At 63.8% G+C, this 21,649-nt stretch carries 19 protein-coding genes; 15 read left to right on the forward strand and 4 right to left on the reverse strand.

All coding sequences use genetic code 11. The annotated features are described in order from the left end of the window. Window positions 1–8 precede the first annotated feature (8 nt). Window positions 9–479 (reverse strand): hypothetical protein, encoded by a 471-nt coding sequence (locus G453_RS0101965; RefSeq protein WP_027189687.1) that lies wholly within the window; start codon window positions 477–479, stop codon window positions 9–11. A gap of 393 nt (window positions 480–872) precedes the next feature. Here G453_RS0101965 and G453_RS21845 point away from each other — a divergent pair, with 393 nt between their 5' ends. From G453_RS21845 to G453_RS0101980, 3 genes are all read left to right on the forward strand, one after another. Further along, the gene (locus tag G453_RS21845) at window positions 873–1,916 is read left to right on the forward strand and encodes a polysaccharide deacetylase family protein (protein WP_051271435.1); all 1,044 of its coding nucleotides are present in this window, start codon (window positions 873–875) and stop codon (window positions 1,914–1,916) included. Between the two features lie 2 nt (window positions 1,917–1,918). Next, complete coding sequence (locus G453_RS0101975) at window positions 1,919–3,079, forward strand: glycosyltransferase (protein WP_027189688.1); 1,161 nt, start codon at window positions 1,919–1,921, stop codon at window positions 3,077–3,079. A 699-nt stretch (window positions 3,080–3,778) separates the two neighbouring features. Continuing rightward, complete coding sequence (locus tag G453_RS0101980) at window positions 3,779–4,675, forward strand: PEP-CTERM sorting domain-containing protein (RefSeq protein ID WP_043643946.1); 897 nt, start codon at window positions 3,779–3,781, stop codon at window positions 4,673–4,675. Window positions 4,676–5,345: 670 nt separating this feature from the next. Here G453_RS0101980 and eboE read toward each other — a convergent pair. Beyond that, the gene (gene eboE, locus G453_RS0101985; RefSeq protein WP_027189690.1) at window positions 5,346–6,614 is read right to left on the reverse strand and encodes a metabolite traffic protein EboE; all 1,269 of its coding nucleotides are present in this window, start codon (window positions 6,612–6,614) and stop codon (window positions 5,346–5,348) included. A gap of 2 nt (window positions 6,615–6,616) precedes the next feature. Then, window positions 6,617–7,795, reverse strand: coding sequence for a 3-dehydroquinate synthase (locus G453_RS0101990; protein ID WP_027189691.1), 1,179 nt, complete (start codon window positions 7,793–7,795; stop codon window positions 6,617–6,619). A gap of 252 nt (window positions 7,796–8,047) precedes the next feature. Here G453_RS0101990 and G453_RS27700 point away from each other — a divergent pair, with 252 nt between their 5' ends. The 8 genes from G453_RS27700 (at window position 8,048) to G453_RS0102030 (ending at window position 15,736) form a co-directional block, all read left to right on the forward strand. Next, window positions 8,048–8,548, forward strand: a complete 501-nt coding sequence (locus tag G453_RS27700) for a hypothetical protein (protein ID WP_051271438.1) — start codon at window positions 8,048–8,050, stop codon at window positions 8,546–8,548. Between the two features lie 308 nt (window positions 8,549–8,856). Next, window positions 8,857–9,009, forward strand: a complete 153-nt coding sequence (locus tag G453_RS28310; RefSeq protein WP_169725274.1) for a hypothetical protein — start codon at window positions 8,857–8,859, stop codon at window positions 9,007–9,009. Between the two features lie 505 nt (window positions 9,010–9,514). Beyond that, entirely contained in the window at window positions 9,515–10,648 is a 1,134-nt protein-coding gene (locus G453_RS0102005) for an ABC transporter substrate-binding protein (protein ID WP_027189692.1), read from the forward strand. Next, window positions 10,648–12,915 (forward strand): PAS domain-containing sensor histidine kinase, encoded by a 2,268-nt coding sequence (locus G453_RS25895; protein ID WP_084502041.1) that lies wholly within the window; start codon window positions 10,648–10,650, stop codon window positions 12,913–12,915. The genes G453_RS0102005 and G453_RS25895 overlap by 1 nt, the downstream gene beginning before the upstream one ends. 72 nt (window positions 12,916–12,987) lie before the next feature. Beyond that, the gene (locus tag G453_RS0102015; protein ID WP_027189693.1) at window positions 12,988–13,641 is read left to right on the forward strand and encodes a CBS domain-containing protein; all 654 of its coding nucleotides are present in this window, start codon (window positions 12,988–12,990) and stop codon (window positions 13,639–13,641) included. Between the two features lie 11 nt (window positions 13,642–13,652). Then, window positions 13,653–14,138 carry a hypothetical protein gene (locus G453_RS0102020; RefSeq protein WP_027189694.1) on the forward strand — a complete coding sequence of 162 codons (486 nt, stop codon included), beginning with the start codon at window positions 13,653–13,655 and terminating at the stop codon, window positions 14,136–14,138. Between the two features lie 3 nt (window positions 14,139–14,141). Beyond that, a complete protein-coding gene (locus tag G453_RS0102025; RefSeq protein WP_027189695.1) occupies window positions 14,142–14,720 on the forward strand; it encodes a hypothetical protein in 579 nt (192 codons plus the stop codon). Next, complete coding sequence (locus G453_RS0102030; RefSeq protein ID WP_027189696.1) at window positions 14,720–15,736, forward strand: DUF1786 domain-containing protein; 1,017 nt, start codon at window positions 14,720–14,722, stop codon at window positions 15,734–15,736. Before G453_RS0102025 ends, G453_RS0102030 begins: the two co-directional genes overlap by 1 nt. A 680-nt stretch (window positions 15,737–16,416) precedes the next feature. Here the strand turns inward: G453_RS0102030 and G453_RS0102035 are convergent. After that, window positions 16,417–17,217: an AMIN domain-containing protein gene (locus G453_RS0102035; RefSeq protein WP_027189697.1), complete on the reverse strand. Its 801-nt coding sequence runs from the start codon at window positions 17,215–17,217 to the stop codon at window positions 16,417–16,419. A 164-nt stretch (window positions 17,218–17,381) separates the two neighbouring features. Here G453_RS0102035 and G453_RS21860 point away from each other — a divergent pair, with 164 nt between their 5' ends. The 4 genes from G453_RS21860 to G453_RS25900 all read left to right on the forward strand — a co-directional run bounded on the left by G453_RS21860 (window position 17,382) and on the right by G453_RS25900 (window position 21,646). Further along, window positions 17,382–18,611 (forward strand): SEL1-like repeat protein, encoded by a 1,230-nt coding sequence (locus G453_RS21860; protein WP_051271443.1) that lies wholly within the window; start codon window positions 17,382–17,384, stop codon window positions 18,609–18,611. 183 nt (window positions 18,612–18,794) lie between these two features. Beyond that, entirely contained in the window at window positions 18,795–19,373 is a 579-nt protein-coding gene (tssJ, locus tag G453_RS0102045; protein ID WP_027189698.1) for a type VI secretion system lipoprotein TssJ, read from the forward strand. Continuing rightward, window positions 19,370–20,761, forward strand: a complete 1,392-nt coding sequence (tssK, locus tag G453_RS0102050) for a type VI secretion system baseplate subunit TssK (protein WP_027189699.1) — start codon at window positions 19,370–19,372, stop codon at window positions 20,759–20,761. Before tssJ ends, tssK begins: the two co-directional genes overlap by 4 nt. After that, the gene (locus G453_RS25900; protein WP_051271445.1) at window positions 20,762–21,646 is read left to right on the forward strand and encodes a DotU family type IV/VI secretion system protein; all 885 of its coding nucleotides are present in this window, start codon (window positions 20,762–20,764) and stop codon (window positions 21,644–21,646) included. The last annotated feature ends 3 nt before the right edge of the window (window positions 21,647–21,649 follow it).

Raw genomic sequence — 21,649 nt, forward strand, 5'->3', positions numbered from 1 at the left:
CAAGGCGATCAGCGTCTGACCAGGGCCTGGGCGTTTCGCTCGAACACGCGCAGCACGTTGATAAGGCGCAGACCCAGATCCTTGATGCGGGCGTTCTTGCTGCCTGCGGCGAGGTCTTCCAGGACCTTCAGGTCGTCGTCCACGTAACGGCTGACGTAGGCCACGGTCTCGGCCAGCGTGCGTTGCAGCAGGGCCTGGTCCTCGGGCTGGCGCATCTGGGCGGCAACGCCTGCCAGCTGGGCCAGGGCGTGGCTGCGTACGGCGTAGGTCACGGCGGTGGCCGCGTAATAGTTGCAGGCGTTTTTTTCCCAGGAGGAGTCCACCTCGGCGGAAAGACGGGCTGCCTGTGCGGCCAGGTCCTCGAAATTACGCTGGGATGCCTGGAAATGCTTGGACTCGCACCGGACCTGCCCGGCGAAGGCCAGCACCAGTGCGCAGGCGACCAGGGTGGAGAGCCGCAGTGGGCTGTGGGCTAGCATGACGACCTCCGCGACTGCGCGTAAGCTCGCTCATGAGACGCGTCAGGGACGTTCATGAGGCAACATTCCGGAAATATGGGGATTGTTTGAAAAAGCGGACTCCCCTTGCACGGGCGCGACACTAGCAGCTTCCTTGGCGGGGTCAAGGAGTCGCAGTTACGCTTTTTGCCCATTCGCGGGCAAGAATCGTTACTGGACCGTCGGGCGGGTTTACGGTTTGATTTTCGGGGGGCTTTCCTATAATGGAGCGCTTCCAGCCTGTCCCATGGGCCGGAAGAATCCCCAAATTTCATGTTTTGCTTGGCCCGGTCCTTGCTTTGCTGAGTCGCCGCCCGCTGCTAGGTCATTTTTTCAGGCGCGGGACCGACTATGTTGTCTGAGGAGTCCGTCCGCATGAATCGTCGCCGTTTCCTTTCCATGCTGCCCGTGCTTGCCGCGTCCGCATCGCTTCCGATGGCCGTATGGGCTGCCGAGAAACCTCTGCCGCTCGGCATGGTGACCTTCACCTTCGACGACGGACTCGTCAGCAACTACAACTACGCGTTGCCCATCTTCAAGCGCCGGGGCCAGGTTGCCACGGCGGGAATCGTGGCCAGCCGCGTCACTTCCGGCAACAACGACTACATGAACGTGGACCAGGTGCGCGAACTGGAGCAGAGCGGCTGGGAGATAGCCTCCCACAGCCTGACCCATTCGCGGCCCGTGCAGATCCCCAAAACCTACGAGCAGGAGCCGGTGGTCGGCTGGCACGTGGACGAGAAGGATCCCTCCCACTTCCAGACCCAGTACGAGTACGAGCGCATCGCCGGACTCTACCAGGACGGCAAGCCCCTCAAGGAAGTCTTCAGCCTCGCGGAGCTTGCCGCCACGCCCGGTTCCTACTGGCTGGACCGGTGCATCGCCGAACTGCATGCGCGTCCGTTTCGCGGCGGCGACCCGGCCGAGATCGGCATCCGGGCCGGGTCCTACCAGCGCGAGTTGGAGGAATCCAAGCGCATCCTCGTGGAGCTCGGCTACAATGTGGACACCTACATCGCCCCCCACAATTACTGGACCGACGATGTCGAGGTGATCAGCAAGCGCTACTACGCGCGCGCCTGCACCGGGCGCGACTCCGACAACAGGCCCGGCAGCTTCGATCCCTACGCAGTCAAGCGGTTCATGGCCCACAGCAAGGATACCCCCCAGTCCTACATGCGCATCATCAAGGACCACTGCCTGGAACACGGTGGCTGGGTGGTGTTCTGTTTCCACGGTGTGGGTGACAATACCGGCTGGGAGCCCTATTCCGCCGAGGGAATGGACGCTGTGCTCGGCTGGGTGGTCGAGCAGAAGATACCCGTCGTGACCATTCGGGACGGCGCGAAAATCATGGCCGAGCTCAAGAAAAATCAAAACGTTCCGCAGACCAAATCGCTCGTTAGGAAAGGTTCGTAGACATGCGCAAGCTTAAGATCGTGGTTGGTGGGTACGCCGTAAGCTTCCCTCTGGGGGGCCAGATCTGGATGATCATGCACTACATGGAAGGGCTCAAGCGCCAGGGGCATGATGTAATCTTCGTGGAAGACACGGCCGACTGGGCGCTGCCGTTCGACCCCAACAAGGGGTTCGCCTCAGCCGATTCGAGCCACGGTCGCGCGGTGCTGGACGACGCCTTCAAGAGCATCGGCCTCTCCGGACGCTGGGCCTACAACACCATCTTCGAGAACAAGCTCTACGGCATGGAGCGCGCCGACCTGGACCGCTTCTGCGAAAGCGCGGACCTCTTCCTGAACGTGTCGGGCGTCATCCCGCTGCGCGAAAGCTACATGAAGGCCAAGGTCCGGGCCATCATCGACACCGACCCCATCTTCACCCAGTCCAAGATCGCAACCGACGAGTGGACCCGCGACTACTTCCTGCAGCACGACGCGTTCTTCACCTGGGGGCACAACATTCCCACCGGGTCCACGGGCGTGGCCCTCTCCGGCATCGAATACACGCCCACCCGCGTGCCCATCGTCCTGGACATGTGGCCCAACGTGGAAGGCTCCGGCTCCGGCTTCACCACCATCGGCAACTGGGACGCTCAGGGGCGCGACATCGTCCACGAGGGCAAGAAGCTCTCCTGGCGCAAGTCCGAGAAGTACGAGCAGATCATCGACCTGCCCGAGAAGCTCCCCGGCGTCACCCTGGACCTCACCATGAGCGGCATGAAGGAAGACGCGCAGCGCTTCGCCGCCCACGGCTGGAAGGTGAAGAACGCCCTGGAGCTCTCCAAGGACATCTGGGGCTACCACGACTACATCCTGAACTCCACGTCCGAGTTCACCGTGGCCAAGGAACAGAACATCCAGCTGAAATCCGGCTGGTTCTCGGACCGTTCCGCCAGCTACCTGGCCTCGGGCCGCCCCGTCATCGTGGAGGACACGGGCTTTGGCACCTACCTGCCCGTGGGAGAGGGGCTGGTCACCTTCGACGGCGTGGACAACGCCAAGGCCGCCATCGAGACGGTGCTTTCCGACTACCCTAAACACCGCAAGGCCGCCCGGAAAATCGCCGAGGAGTTCTTCGACGCCGACAAGGTGCTCACCGGCATTCTGAAGACCTGCGGATTTTAGTGCTGCACCCTGGAGAACGCGGAGCTGTTTTCCGGGTTGGAATAAATGCGGTCGGGTTGAAGGCGCCTCGTGTGCAGGCGGCGGGGGCGGTTGCGGCTGCCTCGGACCTGCCTTCCCGTGCTTCGCCGGACCTGCCCGATGTTCAGGCCGCTCCCGACAGGGGGCGGCCTTGTTTCGTTAGGGCGTTCCTGCCGGGGAGAGGCTGGCGTGTCCGGCAATCCCGGACGTGAGGCTCTGGATATTGGGTCCGAAGAGGCCTGCATGAGCGCTTGCGACGGCTTGTCGCGGGGCGAAACGTCAATAATGCGGCGGAGCCTGCGGCTGCGCCATCTTGCGGACGCTGTCGCATCCCCGCCGACAGCAGCCTGGGGAACGAAGCTGAAGGCCAATCCGGGAAAAAGGGACGCACAAGGGACCTTTCAACGGCGTATCCTGCCGGAAACAGGTGAATCCTTTTTTTTCGGACTGTAACCAAATCCGACAAAGTCGGATTAGATCTGCCTCAATGCTTGATGGTAACCGGTTGAAAGTATAGGCTTCTTCGTACTGGCACGGGTCGTAAATATTTCCGACACAGTATGCCGGTGAAGACATATTTCCTGTGCCAGTTCTGCTATTAAGGTGAATAAAATGGCTGTGTTGTGTCGGTGGTTTGGTTTTTGCTTGTCCCACTGAAAGCGTCGAAAACCGAGGTCTTCCATGAAATTGATACTGTCCGCACTCCTGGCAATACTGTCCATCACCGTTGGTGCAGCCGGAGCCCAAGCTTCCGTCGTGAATTTCGGCGACTCGGTCAACGTCTGGTCCGGCCTGAAGAAGACGCCAGAACTGGCCAATCAGGACCAGAACGGCGTGCCTGATCTGACCGGGGGGTCGATGACCTATTCAGCGGGGCACACCCTGACATCCATCACGCTGAACTATACCAACCACTACGCGAACCAGTCCTGGGGACAGTCCTCCTGGAACTCACTCGAAGCTGGCGACTGGTATATCGATGTGGATAACAACAACGCCTGGGACTACGTGATACACCGTCCCGATCAGGTGTGGGATTTCGACAAGAACAAGTGGGTGGATAACACGGCATACCATCTGTACCAGACCAATGACAAGATACTGTATGGGACGTCGACAGCGTATGAGAATGGGAAGTTTGCCCAGTACGAGGCCTATTACGGCAACACCGACAACCGCGACTGGCACCCCTCCACAGTCAAGGATTCGATCCTGCCGTACGAATACGAGAAGAAGGTGAAGGGGAAGTACGTTTATACGACCGAAAACGCCAACAGCGGCATCCTCGACCTTGGCGTGGTCGGCTTCGACGGATGGGACAGCTTTTCGGAACTCGACCGGTTGTCCAAGTCCACGGCGGTCGGGTCCTCCACCTGGGACTTGAGCGGCATAGGCGGCATCGATTTCCTGAGCCTGATGGGCAAGGAAATAGTCATCGCCTACACCATGACCTGCGCCAACGACGTCCTGTTCGAACACACCCGGGTCCCGACGCCCGAACCCGGCACCATGCTGCTCATGGGCCTTGGCATCCTCGGCGTGGGCTACCTGCGCAAGCGGTCCAGGTCCTCCCGCTAGTGCCGGGTTTGCGAAAAGCATGAACATGTTTTCCGCAAACAAAATGAATGGTTCTCTCGGTTTAGGTTCTTAACGTGTTAGAACGTGCTTTGAGGGTGCTACACCAGCCCAGCAGGGTAATGCGTAATTCAAGGCCGCCCCTTCGGGGGCGGCCTTTTGCATTGGCCTGTACATGCCGGAAAACATGGTTATTATGTAAGTAAGGCCAATGTGGCCAACCTAAGCGGAGGGGTGAGCGAAATAAACGCTTCAGATCATAATCCGCCCGAACAGGCGAAGGATGATTTGATTTGCGCAAGCGCACCGTAAGAGCGACACCTGAAGGAAGGGGAGGCTGCCGGACAATCCGGCTCCAGCGCCAGCAAATCACAGGCAGAGGCCCCGGTGGAAGTAAACCTCTCAAACCCGTTTGGAATGGTTGCAGGGAATGCAACAGGTAGGTTTTCCGAAATAAACGATTCCTCACATAGCCAGCGCATCGAGGCGCATCATCAAAAGACCTGCGCAAGCGCAGCGTAAGAGCCACACCTGAAGGTAGGGGAGGCTGCCGGAGATCCGGTTATCGCGCCAGCAGGTCTTTTTTTGCGTTCAATACCAGGCGTTCACCAGAAGGCCTGCCGATCCTGACCGAGTTTCACCCGCCGCTTATCACGCATCAACCCGGAATCAATCAATCTTTCAGCCTTCCGGCGCGGCAGTCCTCCACCCATTTGATCTCCCGGACGATTGATTCCACCACGGTGGGTGTCTGCAACTCCGGCGGAAGAACGTCGAAGGTGTAGGTCTCCACCTCCAGAGGCACGGACGGGGACACCAGCGGCAGGAAATCCTTCAGGAACTGCTGCGTGCTCAGGCATCCGGGCAACTGCGCCAGGAATACCGGCAGATGAAAATGCACCCTCCAGCAGGCGGCGTTTTCGAGGCAGGACGGGGCGTCAGTTTCAGCAACGCGCCTCGCGGTCCATTGCTTTTCCAGACCGCCGGACAAGCCCGCCGATCCAGTCGCACCAACCGTATGAGCCCGGTCAATCCTGCTCTCCACGTCCACCGTTCCATCCCCGACGCTCGCTCCAGCCGAGGCGGCCAGGGCCTCGCCCAAGTCGTCGAAGCGCACGAGGCCTCCGCCCTCATCAAGGGCCACGCACTGGTGCAGGTACACCGGCTCGTCGAAGCGCGCCAGGCGCGACAGGTCCGCGCAGGACAGGTGCAGGGCCGAAGACACCTGGACGTGCCCGATGTCCACGCCGTTGTCCGCGAGCTGTGCGAGCGACCATGCCGGATCCTCGAACTGCAAGGCCTGATGGCAGCAGTCGTAACAGACAGCCAGGGTTGCGCGCAGGTGGTCCGGCAGGTCAAGCCGGTCGAAAAGCGCTATCAGCTGCGGGGTGGTCTCCACCAGGCAGCCCGGCTCCGGCTCCAGGGACAGGCGGATGCGCTTGCCGGTGCGTTGGGCCAGGGCGTCCAGGCCTTCGGCGGCCCGGCGCAGGGCGGCGAAGGCCAGGTGCTCCTGGGCAGAGTCGAAATCCGCGCGAAAACCCACAGGCACGGTGGAGATGGACCCGGTTATGCTATCCGGGCCGTCAGGCAACCAGACCGCCAGCAGTTCCGCCAGCTTCAGGGTGTATTCCAGGCGGGCGGGGTCGCGCCAGTCCGGCTGGTAGACGCCTGATTTCACCGGGCGTCCGTGGAATGTGCCGTAGGGAAAGCCGTTCACCGTGGCCACGTACAGGCCATTCTCGTCAAGCCACTCGCGAAAGCGGAGGGCCTCCTCGGGCGTCACTTCCCGGCTGGCCAGCCCGGAGACGCGAAGCCCCACCGGGAACGGTCGATCCGGGCAGACGGCGGCCTTCACGGCCAGAGTGTGGGAGGCCAAGTTGGCGCGCGTCTGCTCCCAGGATTCGCCGGGGTGGATGTTGGTGCAGTAGGTGACGGGATGCATCTTTACGCGAACCGCTCCCGCAGGATGGCTACAGCTTCCTGCATTTTGGCGAAATCGATGGAGGAAACCTCCACGCGGGCTCCGATGCCCGTGAGCAGGCTCAGAAACAGCCTGCCGCCCAGGTGCTCCCGGAAGGACTCGATGGCCGTCGGGGCGTCCAGGGTCTCCAGAGCTGCGTGCCAGGGCGTGAACCCGAGGTCGGGCAGGATTTCCAGGATGTGCGCCAGGTCGTCAGCCGGCAAGAGCCCGGTCAGGTGCGAATAGACCGAGTCCAGGGCCACGCCGATGGCCACCGCCTCGCCATGGCCGAGCGCCCCGTTGGTGGCCTCTTCCATGGCGTGGGCGCTCCAGTGGCCGAAATCCAGAGGGCGCGAGGACCCGAACTCGAACGGGTCGCCGCCGGTGGCGATGTGCTCAAGGTGCAGCTCGGCGCAGCGCTCGATGGAGTGCTCCAGCGGGCCGTGCTCCAGGCGCTTGAGGGCGTGGCGGTCGGCAAAGAGCCTGTCGAAGAACACCGCGTCCTTGATGAGCGCGATTTTCACCGCCTCGGCCAGTCCGGCGCGGCGTTCGCGCTCCTCCAGGCCGTCCAGCAGGGCAAAATCGTTCAGCACGGCAAAGGGCGGCGCGAAGCAGCCCAGGAAATTCTTGCGCCCGAAAAAGTTCACGGCGTTCTTCACGCCCACTCCGGCGTCGTTCTGGGCCAGCGCGGTGGAGGGCATGCGGATGAGCCGCACGCCCCGGTGCGCCGTGGCGGCGGCGAACCCCGCCGCGTCCAGCACCGCGCCTCCGCCGATCACCAGCAGGTAGGACTGGCGGCACAGGCGCGCCTCGAAGATCAGGTCCAGCACGGACTGAAACACCGAGAGGTCCGCCTTGGCCCGCTCTCCGCCGGGCACGGCCAGGACCGGCGCGGTCAGGCTGGCCACCGGGTTGTGCCGGAAATAGCCCTCGATGCGCGCGCCGAGATCCGGAAAGGACGCCAGCAGGCCGTCGTCCAGCACGGCAGCCAGGCGATGCGGGCCGCAGCCCTGTTGCGGGGACGTGCCGCAGCCGCCGGGAGCGGGCGTGCAGGGCGGGAAAAGTCCTGCCAGTGCGGAGTTTTGGGGGGCAAGGGCGTCTCTCGTGAAGATCACCGGGAAGTCGTATCGGACGGCGATGGTCTGGTGGATGGTTCTGGTCATACAGGCGAGTATGTAGAGGGCGGAGAGGGGGGAAGTCAATCCGGGGCGTGGGCAAGAACCGTAACCGGATGCGCTGGAAAAGAGCAAAAAACGTACTTTCACAGCTCATTTTGGTAATTCATGACTGGGAAACGGCTTTTCATGGCGGTATTGGCGTTGGCACGCTTGATGCTTTGTGGGTTGCATGCGCAGACGATGTCTGTTGGAGACGTTGTTCGGTGCATAAACAACAGTGACTCGGAGATAAAGAAGATGAAACGCATCATTGCTACCAGTGTCATGGGCGCATTTCTGCTTACCGCACCTGCTGTTTTCGCGTCCGACAAGGCTCCGGTGGATGCTTCCGCGAAGGGCAGCGTCAAGACCGAGGCCGCGCCGGTGGTGAGGAAGCCTGAGACGGCGACGACTGCGGCCACCCCGGTCCCCTCCGCAGCCTTGAAGCAGGACGCGGCGGCTCCGGCCAAGGCCGACACTGTAAAATCTGCCGACAAGGCCGCCGTGAAGACTGACGCCGTCAAGCCGGAAGCCGACAAGGCCGCTGTGAAGGCCGAGGCCCCGAAGGCTGACGCCGCCAAGGCTGCGGACAAGAATGCTCCGGCCAAGGCCACGACCCTGGACGCCAAGGCCGCCAAGCCCGAAGCGAAGCCTGAGGCCAAGCCCGTGACCATGAAGCCTGCCGAGGCAGCGAAGCACACAGCCGAGGCCGCCCCGGCAGTGAAGAAGCCCGAAACCGCAACGGTCAAGGCCAACTAGTGCCGCTCCTTTGAAAGACGTGGACATGATTTTCAAAGTAAAAATGAATGATTCTCGCTGGCAGAGTCTCACGCAGCACGAATCTTTCTTGAGAAAGCCAGACTTGTCCTGAAGAATTACAGTTGAGCGCGCAGGGGGAGGGCATGGGGCCCTCCCCTCTCGTTCGCCCTCCGCCACCGGGCATAAACCCCTGGCCCGCGTGGCCGATAAGATTGGCATGGCGTCGCAGACGCAATGATGAACGCTGTTTTCGGCACGAGGAATGCATGCAATTTTACTGAAGACCGGTACGTCCGGAGGAGGCGGCCATGATTCCCAAGAAACTGCGAAGCTATCTGCAACACAGGTTGAACCCGGTTCACATCTATTGCCGACTGTGTGATTTCGGCCTGGCCAAGGCCAATGCAAGGCGAATGATCCAATTTTACGCCAAGTTCTACTCGCGCAGCTGGCTCGCCTGATCGGGGCCGCTGCGCGGACCTGCTCCGGACACGCCGCGCTGCGCGGGTCATCCCCCTCAGGGCGATCAGGGCATTCAGGCCACCGTGGCGCGTCCAGCCCTCCGGCCCGTATTTGCCATCTCCCATCCCACTCGCTCATCCGCCTGCTCGTTCTTATGCTGGCGCGAACGGAAACCCGGTCTGCCGCCGTGTTCCTGCGCGTTCCCGGCTTGCCAATGTGCATGAGGTCAGCCCGGCCTGCCTGGATCTGGCTTCGACCCCTGTTGTGAACGTATCTCCCTTTATCGACTGCCGATTTGACAGGCCAAACGCCTTTCCGTAAGGTCAATGTACGCTTCGGAATGATGGCGTCTGTTCTTGATCGGGGCTTTCGTGCCTGTCCGTGACGCCTCGGGATGATGACGGTTGTTCGTGGTGAAGTGGCCTGCCGGCCAAGGATCATTTCCGGCGTGGGCGTCTGCGACAGGGTGCGCGCTGTTTTTCTGGGCTATTTCGGAGCGCGGGCATGCAAAAGCTCGTTTTTGCGGTGATCGCTGCGTTGGCCCTCGCACTGGCGGGCCATCTTCTGATGCGTCTCCCGCCCGTGGACCCGATAATCCTGGGGTACATCTCCAGCCTTTCCGGACGCTTCTCGGCGCTGTCCGCCTCCGGGCGCGACGGAGCCGTTCTTGCCGTGGAGCACGTCAATGCCAGGGGCGGCATTGACGGAAGATCCCTCCGGCTGGACATGGAAGACGACGCCTTCGACCCCGACGTGGCCCGGAAGGCCGTCATCCACCTCAAAGCATTGGGCGCTGTGGCCATCGTGGGGCCTTTTGCCAGCGCCGTGGCGCGTTCGATGGTGGACGCGGCCCAGGAGGCCGACGTGCTGGTGGTCAGCCCCACCGTAAGTTCCGATGATTTCAACGCCCAGGACGACCTGTTCCTGCGCGTCATCCCCGCCGCCGACGCCTTTACCACCTCCCTTGGAAGCTACTGCGGCGCTGCGCGCGCTCTGAAAACCATCTCGGTGCTCGCGGACAAGGCCAACGCCTCCTACTCGGCGGGCGTCATCCGCTCGTTCCGCAGGGGATTCCTGGAATCCGGCGGGCGCGAGCTGCTGGTCTTCGAGTACGATTCCCGCCAGTCGCCTTCCTTCCAGGAGCTGGCCGCAAAGGCCCTCGCCATGCGTCCGGACGGCGTCATGCTGGTCTCCAGCCCCCTGGATACGGCGCTCATGTGCCAGCGGCTGCGCATCCTCGAACCCGGCGTGCCGGTGTTCTCCTCGGCGTGGGGCATGTCCGGCGAACTGATCCAGAGCGGCGGCCGGGCCGTTGAAGGCATCCTGTCCATGGTGCCCTTCAATCCCGAGAGCAGGGACCCGGACTACCTGAACTTCGTCGCGGCTTTCAGGGCGCGTTTCGGCAAGGACCCTGATTTCTCCAGCATATTCAATTACGAAGCGGTGATGCTTCTGGCTTCCGCCCTGAAAACGGACCCCCACGCCAGGGGCGAAGCCCTGAAGCGCATCATCCTGGACAGAAAGACGTATCGCGGCCTCCAGGGGGAATACTCCCTGGACGGCTTCGGCGACGTGTCGCGCCCGCTCCATCTTTTGACGGTAGCCGATGGTCGGCTGAGCCTAAAGGAGTCGCCCTGATGGCATCGAGGACCAGTCTTCGCATGCGCCTCGCCCTGGGGCTCGCACTCCTGGCCTGCATCGGGGTCACCATGCAGTTCGCAGTGTTCGGACGCATCGCCGAGCGCATGCGCGACGACGTGGCCAAGCGCAACCAGGGGCTGGCCCACGCCCTGGCCGGAGAGGTGTCCAACGCCATCGCGCAGCCCACCTTCGCCCTGTCCGCCCTGTCCGTGCAGCTGGAGGAAGGCTTGGAAGGGCAGGATCTTGTCGACACCCTGGAGAGCATCCGGCACTTCACCAAAGTGGTGGAGCTGGTCCAGGTGCTCGGCGTGGACGGGCTGGTGAGAGCCGTGGCCCCGGCCAACTCGGACCAGCTGGGCCTTGATCTTTCAAACCAGCCGTTTTTCCGCATGGCGCGCGAACGCAGGGGGCAGGTGTTCTCCGAGTCCTTTGTTTCGGCCCAGACGTCCGTGGCCACGGCCACCATCTCCGAGGGCTACTCCCAGGGAGTGGCCGTCATGCAGCTGCGGGTTGAGGAAATCTCACGCATGGCCATGGTGCTGCCGCCCGAAGGCGGCGGCTTCGTGGCTGTGGTGGACAACAAGGGCGTGGTGATCGGACACTCCGATCCCGCCACGGCGCTTCGGCGCGAGAGCCTCCTGAACCTGGAGGCCGTCCGCAAGGGCCTGTCGGGCGAGGAAGGCTCCTTCCAGGGCGTCTACGACTCGATACCCGGAATCGCCAGCGTGTCCCCCGTCACCGAGACCGGCTGGCTGGTGCTGGTGTTCGAACCCGCCGCAAACGCCTACGCCTCGGTGCGCAATCTCTATTCCTACACCCTGGGCGGCGTGGCCGTGGTGGCGCTGTGCTCGGTGCTGGCCATGCTGGCCTTCCAGGCCCAGCTGCTGAGACCCCTGGGCGACCTTACGGCCCAGACCCGCGCGGTTTCTCGCGGGCGCTACGATCTGGACATCAAGCCCGCATTCCGCGAGTTCGAGCCCCTGGCCGAGAGCTTCCTGACCATGGCGGACGCGCTGAAGGCCCGCGAACAGGCCCTGGACCAGAGCAGGCGGCGGCTGTCCTCCGTGGTGGAGGCCATGCCTTCCTTCCTGGCCGCCACGGACGGCGAAGGCTGCGTGGAGCTCTGGAACGTGGAGGCGGAAAAGCTGACCGGGGTGAAGGCCCAGGAAGCCCTGGGCAGGCCCCTGGAAGAGGCGGTCGCGCCGCTTGTCATGGTGCTTCCCGCGCTTGAGCAGTCCGCAATCCTCGGCCTGCCCGTGAAGTGGGAGAAGCTGACCCTGGATTTCGGCTTCGGCCGACGCATCGTGGACGTGCTGGTGTATCCGCTGCGGCACGGCAGGGCGGGGGAGGAGGGGGCCGAGGGCGGCGCGGTGCTGCGCATCGACGACGTCACCGACCGCATCCGCATGGAAGAGGTCATGGTGCACACCGAGAAGATGATGACCGTGGGCGGGCTGGCCGCAGGCATGGCCCACGAGATCAACAACCCCCTGGGCGGCATCATCATGTCCGCCCAGAACATGGCCCGGCGTCTCTCCCCGGACCTGCCCGCCAACCAGCGCGCCGCCGAGGCCGCCGGGATCGACCTCAAGGCCATGTCCGTCTATCTGGAGGCGCGCGGCATCTTCGAACAAGTTGAGGCAATCCGGGAGCTTGGCGCGCGCGCGGGCAAGATCGTCTCCAACATGCTCGGCTTTTCGCGCCGCTCCCACTCGGGCTACATCCCCGTGAAGATCGACGAGCTGGTCGACCGCGCCCTGGAGCTGGCCGCCAACGACTATGAGCTGAAAAAGCGCCTCGATTTCAAGACCGTTGCCGTGGAGCGCGTCTACGACCCGGATCTGGCCGAGATCCCGGTGAACCGCAGCCAGATCGAGCAGGTGCTGCTCAACCTTTTCAAGAACGCCGCCCAGGCCATGTCCGAGACGGCGGCCACGCGCACGCCGAAGCTGCTGATCACCACGCGCTGCGAAGGCGACGACGCCGTGCTCGAGGTCCGCGACAACGGTCCCGGCATCCCGGAAGAGGTCCGGGAGCGCATCTTCGAGCCCTTCTTCACCACCAAGGAGGTGGGCCAGGGCACGGGACTTGGCCTCTCCGTGTCCTATTACATCGTCACCACCATGCACAAAGGCTCCATCCGGGTGGACTCCACCCCGGGCGAGGGGGCCGTGTTCACGGTGATGCTGCCGCTTCGCCGCCACCCCGTGCAGGACGGCAGCCATCATATCTGCCCCGGAAGCAGCCCGGAGCAGGCATCATAAAGTGCTCCCACTCGGAAACGAACTGCGCTATACGCTTAAGACACGTTCTCATTATCGGCTCAGGAGGGTCGCATGTACGTCGGTTTGAAAATGCTCAAGGGGTTTCATCCCGTTACTCCCAAAACGTCCTTGGCTGAGGCCAAGAAGATCCTGGAAAAGGAAGAATACTGGATGCTTCTGGTCACCGACGGCGACAAGCTCGTGGGCTACGTGCGCCACGAGGACATGAGCGCCGCGCTGCCCTCCATGCTCTCCACCCTGGAGCGCCACGAAGCCCTCTACCTTATCTCCAAGCTCACTGTGGAAGCCGTGATGCGCAAAGACATCACCACCGTCCCGCCGGAGATGGACATCGAGCAGGCCGCACAGATCATGCACGACAAGAATCTGGCGGGTCTGGCCGTGGTGGGCGGTGGCGGCAAGCTCATCGGCTACATCAACCGCACCGTGATGCTGGAAGTGCTGGTCGAGGAAATGGGCCTGGCCCTTGGCGGCTCGCGCCTGGTGTTCGAGGTGCAGGACAGGGCGGGCGTCATCCGCGAAGTGGCCGAGGTCATCTCCTCCCATGACGTGAGCATCCTCTCCACCAGCACCTTTTTCCACAACGGCAGGCGCATGGTGGTCATCCGCGTGGACGCAGCCGACGACACGGCGCTGCGCAGCGCTCTGGAAGAGAAGGGGTACCGCCTGGAATCCGCCGCCAACTTCGCGGGCGAGTGGAGCTGACAGGAACTGCCATGTCCAGACGATTTCCTTTTCTGTGCGTTCCGCAGGCCGTTCTTCAGGCCGCTCTCTTTGCCGTCCTCCTGGCATGCCCGGCTCTCGCGGCCATGCAGGCCGAACCCGTCGAGTTCAAGGGCATCCCCTTCGGCAAGGAATACGAGCCCGACGCCTCCTTCGTCTGCCAGCTCGACTCCGAGGAAGGGCTTCGCTGCACGCGCCCAAGCGACGAGCTGCGACTGCACGGCGTGCCGCTCAAGACCCTCTCCTACCTGTTCATGTACAAGCGGCTGTTCACCGTGGACATGGAAGTGGATGGCCGCGAGGCCTTCGACACGCTGGCGGCCGAGCTGGCCAAGCGCCACGGAAAGCCCGTCAAGACCGGAGGCGGGATGCTCTCCTACGTGGGCAAGGAGGTGGACATCCTGTTCTACTACGACGCCAACCGCCGCACCGGAGAATTCAGCTACGTGTTCAAGAACCTTCCTTGCCCCGTGGAGTAAGGCATGGTCGTCAAACTCATCGCGCGTGACTGGATATTCTGGCTGATCGCAGCTCTCTGCACCGTGTCCATCGGCGTGGCGTGGCTCGCCAAACCCACCGGACCCGGAACGGAAGGCACGGCCCCTCTGGCGGGCCAGGCGCGACACGCCTCCGTGGCCGTTCCCGCTGACGACCCTGTGCTCCAGGCCGTCATGAACGGCACCTTCCCCAAGGTGGACAGCCAACTGACCCTGGCCGAGGCTTTCGCCCGCTACCGCTGGTTCTCCGGGCCTGCCAAATGGCTTGGCAAGGGCTCCGCCGCTTCTCGCACGGCCCTGGTCAGCGCGCCCTTGAAGCTTCCTGCCGATGCGGTCAGCCTGGGCGTCAACTCCGACGCCGCCCAGGTGTTCTACGTGGCCGAGTTCGGGCTCAGCGGGGATAACAAAGCCTTCCGACCGCTCATGAGCGCCATTGAGGTCCGCGACGCCTCCAACAAGCTCATTGCACGCATCCCGGACCCCGAGTTCATCCTGGTGCGCCGCGTGATGCGCAACGTCGAGCCCGGGGCAAGCCTCAAGAACGGCATCGCCAAAGGACGTTGATGCGTATTCTCTGCCTTGACGTGGGCAGCGGCACACAGGACGTCCTGTACTGGACGCCGGACCGCTCCCTGGAAAACTGTCCCAAGTTCGTGCTGCCTTCCCCGGCCAAGCTGGTGGCCGCGCGCATCCGCAAGCTCACCGCCGAGGCCCGTCCGTTGCACCTCTTCGGGCGCAACATGGGCGGCGGCTTCTTCGGTGCGGTGCGCGAGCATCTGCGCGCCGGGCTCGCCGTGTCCGCGCATTCGCAAGCGGCCCTGGCCCTCTCCGACGACCCGCCGTCGCTCTCCCGGCACGGCATCACCCTTTCCGAGACCTGCCCCAAGGGCCACACCGCCGTCGCCCTGGCCGATTACGACCCCGGCTTCTGGCACGCGCTCCTGGCCCAGTCCGGCCTCGAGCCGCCCGATCTCGTCCTGGCCTGCGCGCAGGACCACGGCCATCATCCCGGACAGTCCAGCCGCATCGGGCGCTTCCGCCTCTGGGAGGACGCCCTGGCCGAACCCTCGCACCGGCTCGAAGACATGCTCTACGACGTCGTCCCCCAGCCCTTCACCCGGCTCGCCGCGCTTCAGGATTCCACCGGCGGCGGACCCGTCATGGACACCGGCCCGGCAGCCGCGCTTGGCGTACTCTTCGAACCCGATTTGGAGCAGCGCATCAACCGCGACGGCGCGCTCATCGTCAACATGGGCAACAGCCATGTGCTGGGGTTGCTTGTTCACGCGGGCAGGCTGGCCGCCGTCTATGAGCATCACACCGGCCAGATCCAGCCAGGCGAGCTGGCCTCGCAGTTGGAACGCTTCCGCGCCGGGGACCTCACCTGCGAGGAAGTGTTCGATTCGGGCGGGCATGGCTGCGCGCTTCTGGAGCGGCAGGCCGATTTCGCCCAGACCTTCGTCATCGGGCCCAGGCGCCGCGAGTACGTCGGCGCCGGGGCCGAGTTTCCCGCTCCGGGGGGAGACATGATGCTCACAGGGTGCTTTGGATTGCTCAAGGCGTGGGAGGCTCGGAATTAGTCGGCTATGCTGGGCTCCGCCCAGACCCGCCAGGGCTCTGCCCTGGACCCGGCAGGGGAGAAGCCTCCCCTGCACCCGGCTCTTCGCTTCGCGTCGTGCGCGCGTGTGTTGCGTTTGGGGTGATGGCTTGGGAGAGAGCGAGTTGTCGGCGGCAGGTGGCTGGGGACTGTCCCGTTCGTGTCCTGGCGGGCGGGCTAGAACCGATGTGAAGACGATTCGTCGCCCGCCCGCCAGAACCCGACCGTGACAACTCCCAGCCACCTGCCTCCGGCCCAGACCACGCATACACCCTGGCCCTGAACACGAGTTTCGGCACCGAATGTCGACCATGAGTTCTGATTTTGACCTTCGATTCTGGGCATTGAAACAGATCTATATACCGGTCTTGCGATCTTGCTTTCCTGTACTGGGTTCCGATTCTGCCCATCGACCTTGAGTTCCGACCCGCATAACAGCTCCAATTCTGCGACCTGGATCCGTAACCCTGAGTTCCAGTACGTGTTCTTGGAATCGTCGAATGCAGTGATTCTCCAATAGAAGAGCCCTGAAGCGCGGCTTTGCGCGCTTCAGGGCTTTCTCGCGAACTATCAGAACAGTAACGGTGCTGCCCGCGAAGCTTATTGCAGGGTCCAGGGGGATCATCCCCCTGGCCGCCGGAGGCATCTTCGCTTTTTCTTCTCTTACTTCGTGGTCAAGCTCACGCCGAGCGCGTCTTTGAGCTTGGTGAGGGTCGGGTCGGCGGGCTTGGGGGCGTTGGGGTCGCGGAAGTGCAGCGTGACGCGCACGTAATCGGGGTGCTCGCCCACGGCGGCTTTTGCGATGGGGCCCGTGGCGAAGTCGGCGATTCGCGGCGCGGTGTTGCGCCATGCGCCTTGCAGGTTCACGGCGAGGCGTCTTGGGTTGTCCAGGTAGAAATAGCTGACCTTGTCCGGCGGCGCGGTGGTCTGGATGGTCATGAGGAAGCGGCCGTCGCCGGGTTCGTATTTGACGCCTTTGACCACGCCCAGTTCGCCCTGCATGAGCGGCGGGCCGGAGGGTTCGCGTTTGGGTTCGGGCTGTCTGATCTGCTGGCGGACTTCAGGGACGGCGGGTGTGGCGGCGACGGGGGGCGTTGCGGCGAAGGTGGGCGGCTGGGGTTTGTCCGGCCCGAATTCCTTCTGGACGAGTTTTTCGGTGCGCAGTTCCAGCGCGGCGAGTGCTTTTTCGATCTCGTTCACGGTCCAGCTTGTGGGCGACTGCGGCGTCTGGGGCTGTTCGAAGGGATTGGGGGCCAGGGGTGCGGAAGTTGCGCCTTGCTGCGGCTGATCGGGCAGGGTCTGTGCCAGATGCTTTGCCTCGCGCCCGGCCATCATGGCGTCCATCATGCCGTAGAAGCCGCCCCACACGGCGGTGATGAACATGAGCGCCACGGCACCGGACCAGATCAGTACGGCGGCGAGGTAGAAGGTGCGGGAGAATCCTGCGGCCTTTGTCTCGAACATGCGGGGCATCCTTCGCGCGGCGCGCTGGTCCTTGCCGCGACCATACACATGCGCAACAGTCCATTAGCCCGAGAGCCGAAAAGCATCAAGCAGGTATTGAAGGATTCTGCATCCTGAAGTACAGGGAACATCGTTTGATAATCAGAAAACATCAGGTGGCGGCAATGTCGCGCTTCAGACTGGCACCATCGTTCCTGCTTTTCGCGTGCCTGATGGCTCCGTGCGGCCTGCTGCATGCAGAGAGCGCCGAAGTCATCTATAATAGGGGCGACCACGCCGCCACGTTCAAAGAGTTGCGTCCCCAGGCAGAGGCTGGAGACGCGTCCGCGCAGTATCACCTGGGCCTGATGTACGAGTTCGGCCAGTATGTGGCCGCCAATCCCGCAGAAGCCGTGAAATGGTTCCGCCTGTCCGGCAAGCAGGACAACGCCAGGGCTCTGTATCATCTGGGCATGCTTCTTACCGGCAATCCCAGGCTGGCGTCGTCGCCCTCCGAGGCCGAGAATGCTTTCAGGCGTTCGGCGGAGCTTGGCGAAGTGGCCGCCCAGTTCGTTCTGGCGGAGCTGAACGCCAGGGGCAAGGCCGCCGGGGCGACCCTGGCCCAGGCCGAGCACTGGTACAGAAAGGCCGCCGAGCAGGGCGACTTCAAGGCGCAGTATCAGCTTGGCATGATGATGGCCACGGGGCGCGGCGTCCCGGTGAACGTGCAGGAGGCGGCCAAATGGCTGCAAATGGCCGCCAACGCCGGGTTCGCACCCGCGCAGTTCCAGGTGGGCGTGTTGTTCGACCGGGGGCTGGGGGTGCATTCCAATCCGCAGGAGGCCGCCCGCTGGTACCAGAAGGCGGCGGAGCAGGGCGACCCGGACGCGCAGTACAACATGGCCGTGAAGTTCGACACGGGAAACGGCGTGCAAAAGGACCCTGCCCAGGCTGCGGTCTGGCTTGAGAAGGCGGCGGCCCAGGGCGACATCCCGTCCATGCTGTCGCTGGCCCAGTGGTACGGCAAAGGACACGGGGTGGCGCAGAGTGCGGCCCAGTCAGCGCACTGGTACGCACTGGCGGCAGCGAGAGGCAGCGCTCAGGCCCAGTACGATTTCGCCGTGCTGAACGCCAAGGGCATCGGCGTGAAGCAGAATCAGGCCGAGGCGGCCAAGTGGCTTGCGCGCGCCGCCGAGCAGGGCGACGCAGACGCCCAGAATGACCTGGGGGTCAGATATTTTGAGGGCCAGGGCGTGAAGAAGAATCCGGTGAGCGGCTACATGTGGCTGACCCTGGCCGCGCAGCAGGGCAACGCCGACGCCAAGCGCAATCTCGATTTTGCCTCGTCCAAACTGACGCCCCGGCAGAAGGCTCAGGCCGAGCGCATGGCCAAGGGCTGGCAGCCCAAGCGCTGAGCCCTGCCTTCTGCTCACGAGGGATGCCCGACGCGAAGCTAACTGAGGGTCCAGGGGATCATCCCCCTGGCGGGTTCGGGCGGAGTCCGACTCCGGTTCCGGGGCAAAGCCCCGGTATACTCCCGTCGTCGCTTGACATTTCGCAGCCCAGCGAACATTGCAGTATAGGCCATGGAGGATTCGATGCGAAAGGTGTTGATACTGGCGGCGCTCGCGGCGCTGGCTCTGGCGTCGGGGTGTGGCGGCGGCAAGTCCGCTCCCCCGTCGCAATATACAAATCCCTCCTCCAGCCCCCAGACCATGAACTGGGCGTTCGCCCCCAAGGCGCTGGAGTTCACCTTCATCTCAGACCCCTTCCTGAACGAGTACGAGGGCGCGGCCCACACGCTCTCGGTGTGCGTGTACCAGTTGCAGACGCCCACGGCGTTCCAGCAGCTGGCGGCCACCGCGCCGGGCATCTCCAAACTGCTGGAATGCACGTCCTTTGATCAAAGCGTGGTCAGCGCTCAGCGGGTGATCGTGCAGCCGGGGCGCAACGAGGTGCTCACCGTGGACCGCAACGAGAAGGCCAAGTTCGTGGCCATCGCCTGCGGCTACTACGACCTGAACCTGGGGGCGGCCACCAGGGTGTATGAGATTCCGGTCAGCTCCGACACCTCGGGCTGGCTGTGGTGGAAAGAGACGACCTACCAGCCCGGCAAGCTCTCCAAGAAGATTCTTCTGGGCAAGACCGGCGTGCAGACCATGGGAGACGGCTCGTGAGCGCGCAGTCGCCGCTTTTCTGGCATCAGGGCCTTTTTTTGACGCCGCAGCATTTCCAGCTGATGGACTGGCACCAGCACCGCAAGGCCATGCTGTTCACGCGCTATTCCCAGCGCCATTTCTGGGGCATCGGCGCAATCCAGATGCGCGAGGACGCCTTGGCCGCCAGGAAGGTGGAGGTGTCCTCGGTGGAGGTGCTCTTCCACGAGGGCGCGTTCGTCAGCTATCCGGGCAACGGCGTGATGGCCTCGCGCTCCCTGGACGACGCGGCGCTCGAATCAGACAAGCCCGTCACCGTGTACATGGGCGTGCGACGCCTGAACCCCGAGGGCAACAACGTCACGGTGCTGCCGGAGCTGAGCCTTACGGGCCAGCCGTCCACCACGTTCGTCACCAAGGCCGACCCGGACACCATGCCGGACATGCACGCGGGCGGGCCTCCCGCCCAGGTGAAGACCATGCAGTTCGCGGTGGCCATCTATTTCGAGCATGAGCTTCCCAACCTGGGCGAGTACGTGCTGGTGCCCTTCGCGCGCGTGGTGCGCGAGGGCGACAAGATCTCCTATGACCCGGATTTCATCCCGCCCTGCCTGAGCATCGGCTCCAGCCAGGCGCTGGAGAAGCTGGTGAACGACGTGGCCGACCTGGTGTCCTCGCGGGCGCGCGCCCTGGAAGACTACAAGATGCGCGGCGAGCTGACCTCCAAGGAGTTCGACCCCGGCTATATGGTCTTTCTCATGGCGCTCATGACGCTCAACCGCTACGTGCCGCTCCTGCGCCACTACGTGGAGGCCAGAAACGTCCATCCGTGGGACGTGTACGGGGTGTTCCGGCAGTTCCTGGGCGAGCTATCCACCTTCGCGGAGGACTTCGGAGCCACGGGCGAGCGCTTCGACGGCGAAAAGCTGGTGCCCGACTACGACCACGAAAACCTGACGGAGTGCTTCACCAAGACGCGCCGCCTGATCGAGCGCATGATCGAGGGCATCGGCACGTCCATCGAGCTCCTGGTGGCCCTGCAGAAGAAGGACAGCTACTACACCGCCGAGATCCCCGAGCGCGTGTTCAGCCCCACCAACCGCTTCTGGCTCATCGTGCGCACCGAGCAGGCCCCGGAGGCCGTGCCCCAGATGGTGCTCTCCACGGTGAAGCTGTGCGCCACGCCGCTCATGGCCACACTTCTGGTCAAGGCCGTGCCGGGCGTGCCCCTGACCTACTCCAAGAATCCCCCCGCCGGGCTGCCCAAGCGCTCCGGCACCCACTACTTCCTGCTGGACAGCTCCAACCCGCTGTGGATGGACGTGGCGCGCAACAAGTCCCTGGCCATGTTCTGGGACAATCCGCCCGAGGACCTTGCCGTGCATCTGGCCGTGCTGAGGGGCAAATAAGTGCGTCTGGCCGACTGCTTCATCGAGGCCGTCACCTACGTCCTGGACGTGGCGCGAAAGCCGCAGGCCTTCCCGCAGTTCGACGTGGTGCGCGCCAAGGTGGAGGAACTCCTGAACGCTTCGGGCCACATGGCCAAGACGCTGGGCGTGGCGGCCTCCGAGTTCCAGGACGCGCGTTTCGCCGTGTGCGCCTGGATGGATGAGATGATCCTGGGCTCCCAGTGGGAGGGCAAGGCCTCCTGGCTGCACCAGCCCCTGCAGCGCACGGTGTACAACACCGTGAACGCGGGCGACGAGTATTTCGAGCGCCTGGACAATCTTCTGGCCAAGACGGCGCAGGACTTCAGCTTTTCGCCGTCGCCTGTCTCGAGCGGGAAAGCGACCGTGGAGGAGCTGTCCTTCGGGCCTGACGCACCCGGCGCTGGCGGGGAATCCGCCGATTCCGGAGACGGCGCCGCGGATGACGGAGGCGGGAGTTGCAGGCTGCCAAAGGCGGGCGCGCCGTTTCAGGCCCTGGCAGACGACACGGACACGGGCCTTGGGGTGCGCGGCGTGCTGGAGGTCTACGGGCTGACGCTGATGCTCGGCTTCCAGGGCAAATATTTCCATCCCGACGATCAGGCGGCGCTCCATTCGCTGCGCAAGAAGGTGGTGACCACGGCGCTTGGCGCCACGGCCCACTACGGGCGCGACCCGGCCGCGCGCCTGTTCCCCGGCCTGTATCCGGCCCAGGCCCCGGTCAAGCCGCGCCGCAGGTTCTGGCGCGGCATGGACTGGGTGGACATGGTGGTGATCGGCCTTCCCATCCTTGGGGTCGCGGTCATGTTTTACGCGTACAGTTTCATCCTGTCCGGGGCGCTCAAGGGCTTCCTGGGCGGTCCGTAGGCC

Origin of the sequence: Fundidesulfovibrio putealis DSM 16056, assembly GCF_000429325.1 — a bacterium.
Taxonomy (GTDB): domain Bacteria; phylum Desulfobacterota; class Desulfovibrionia; order Desulfovibrionales; family Desulfovibrionaceae; genus Fundidesulfovibrio; species Fundidesulfovibrio putealis.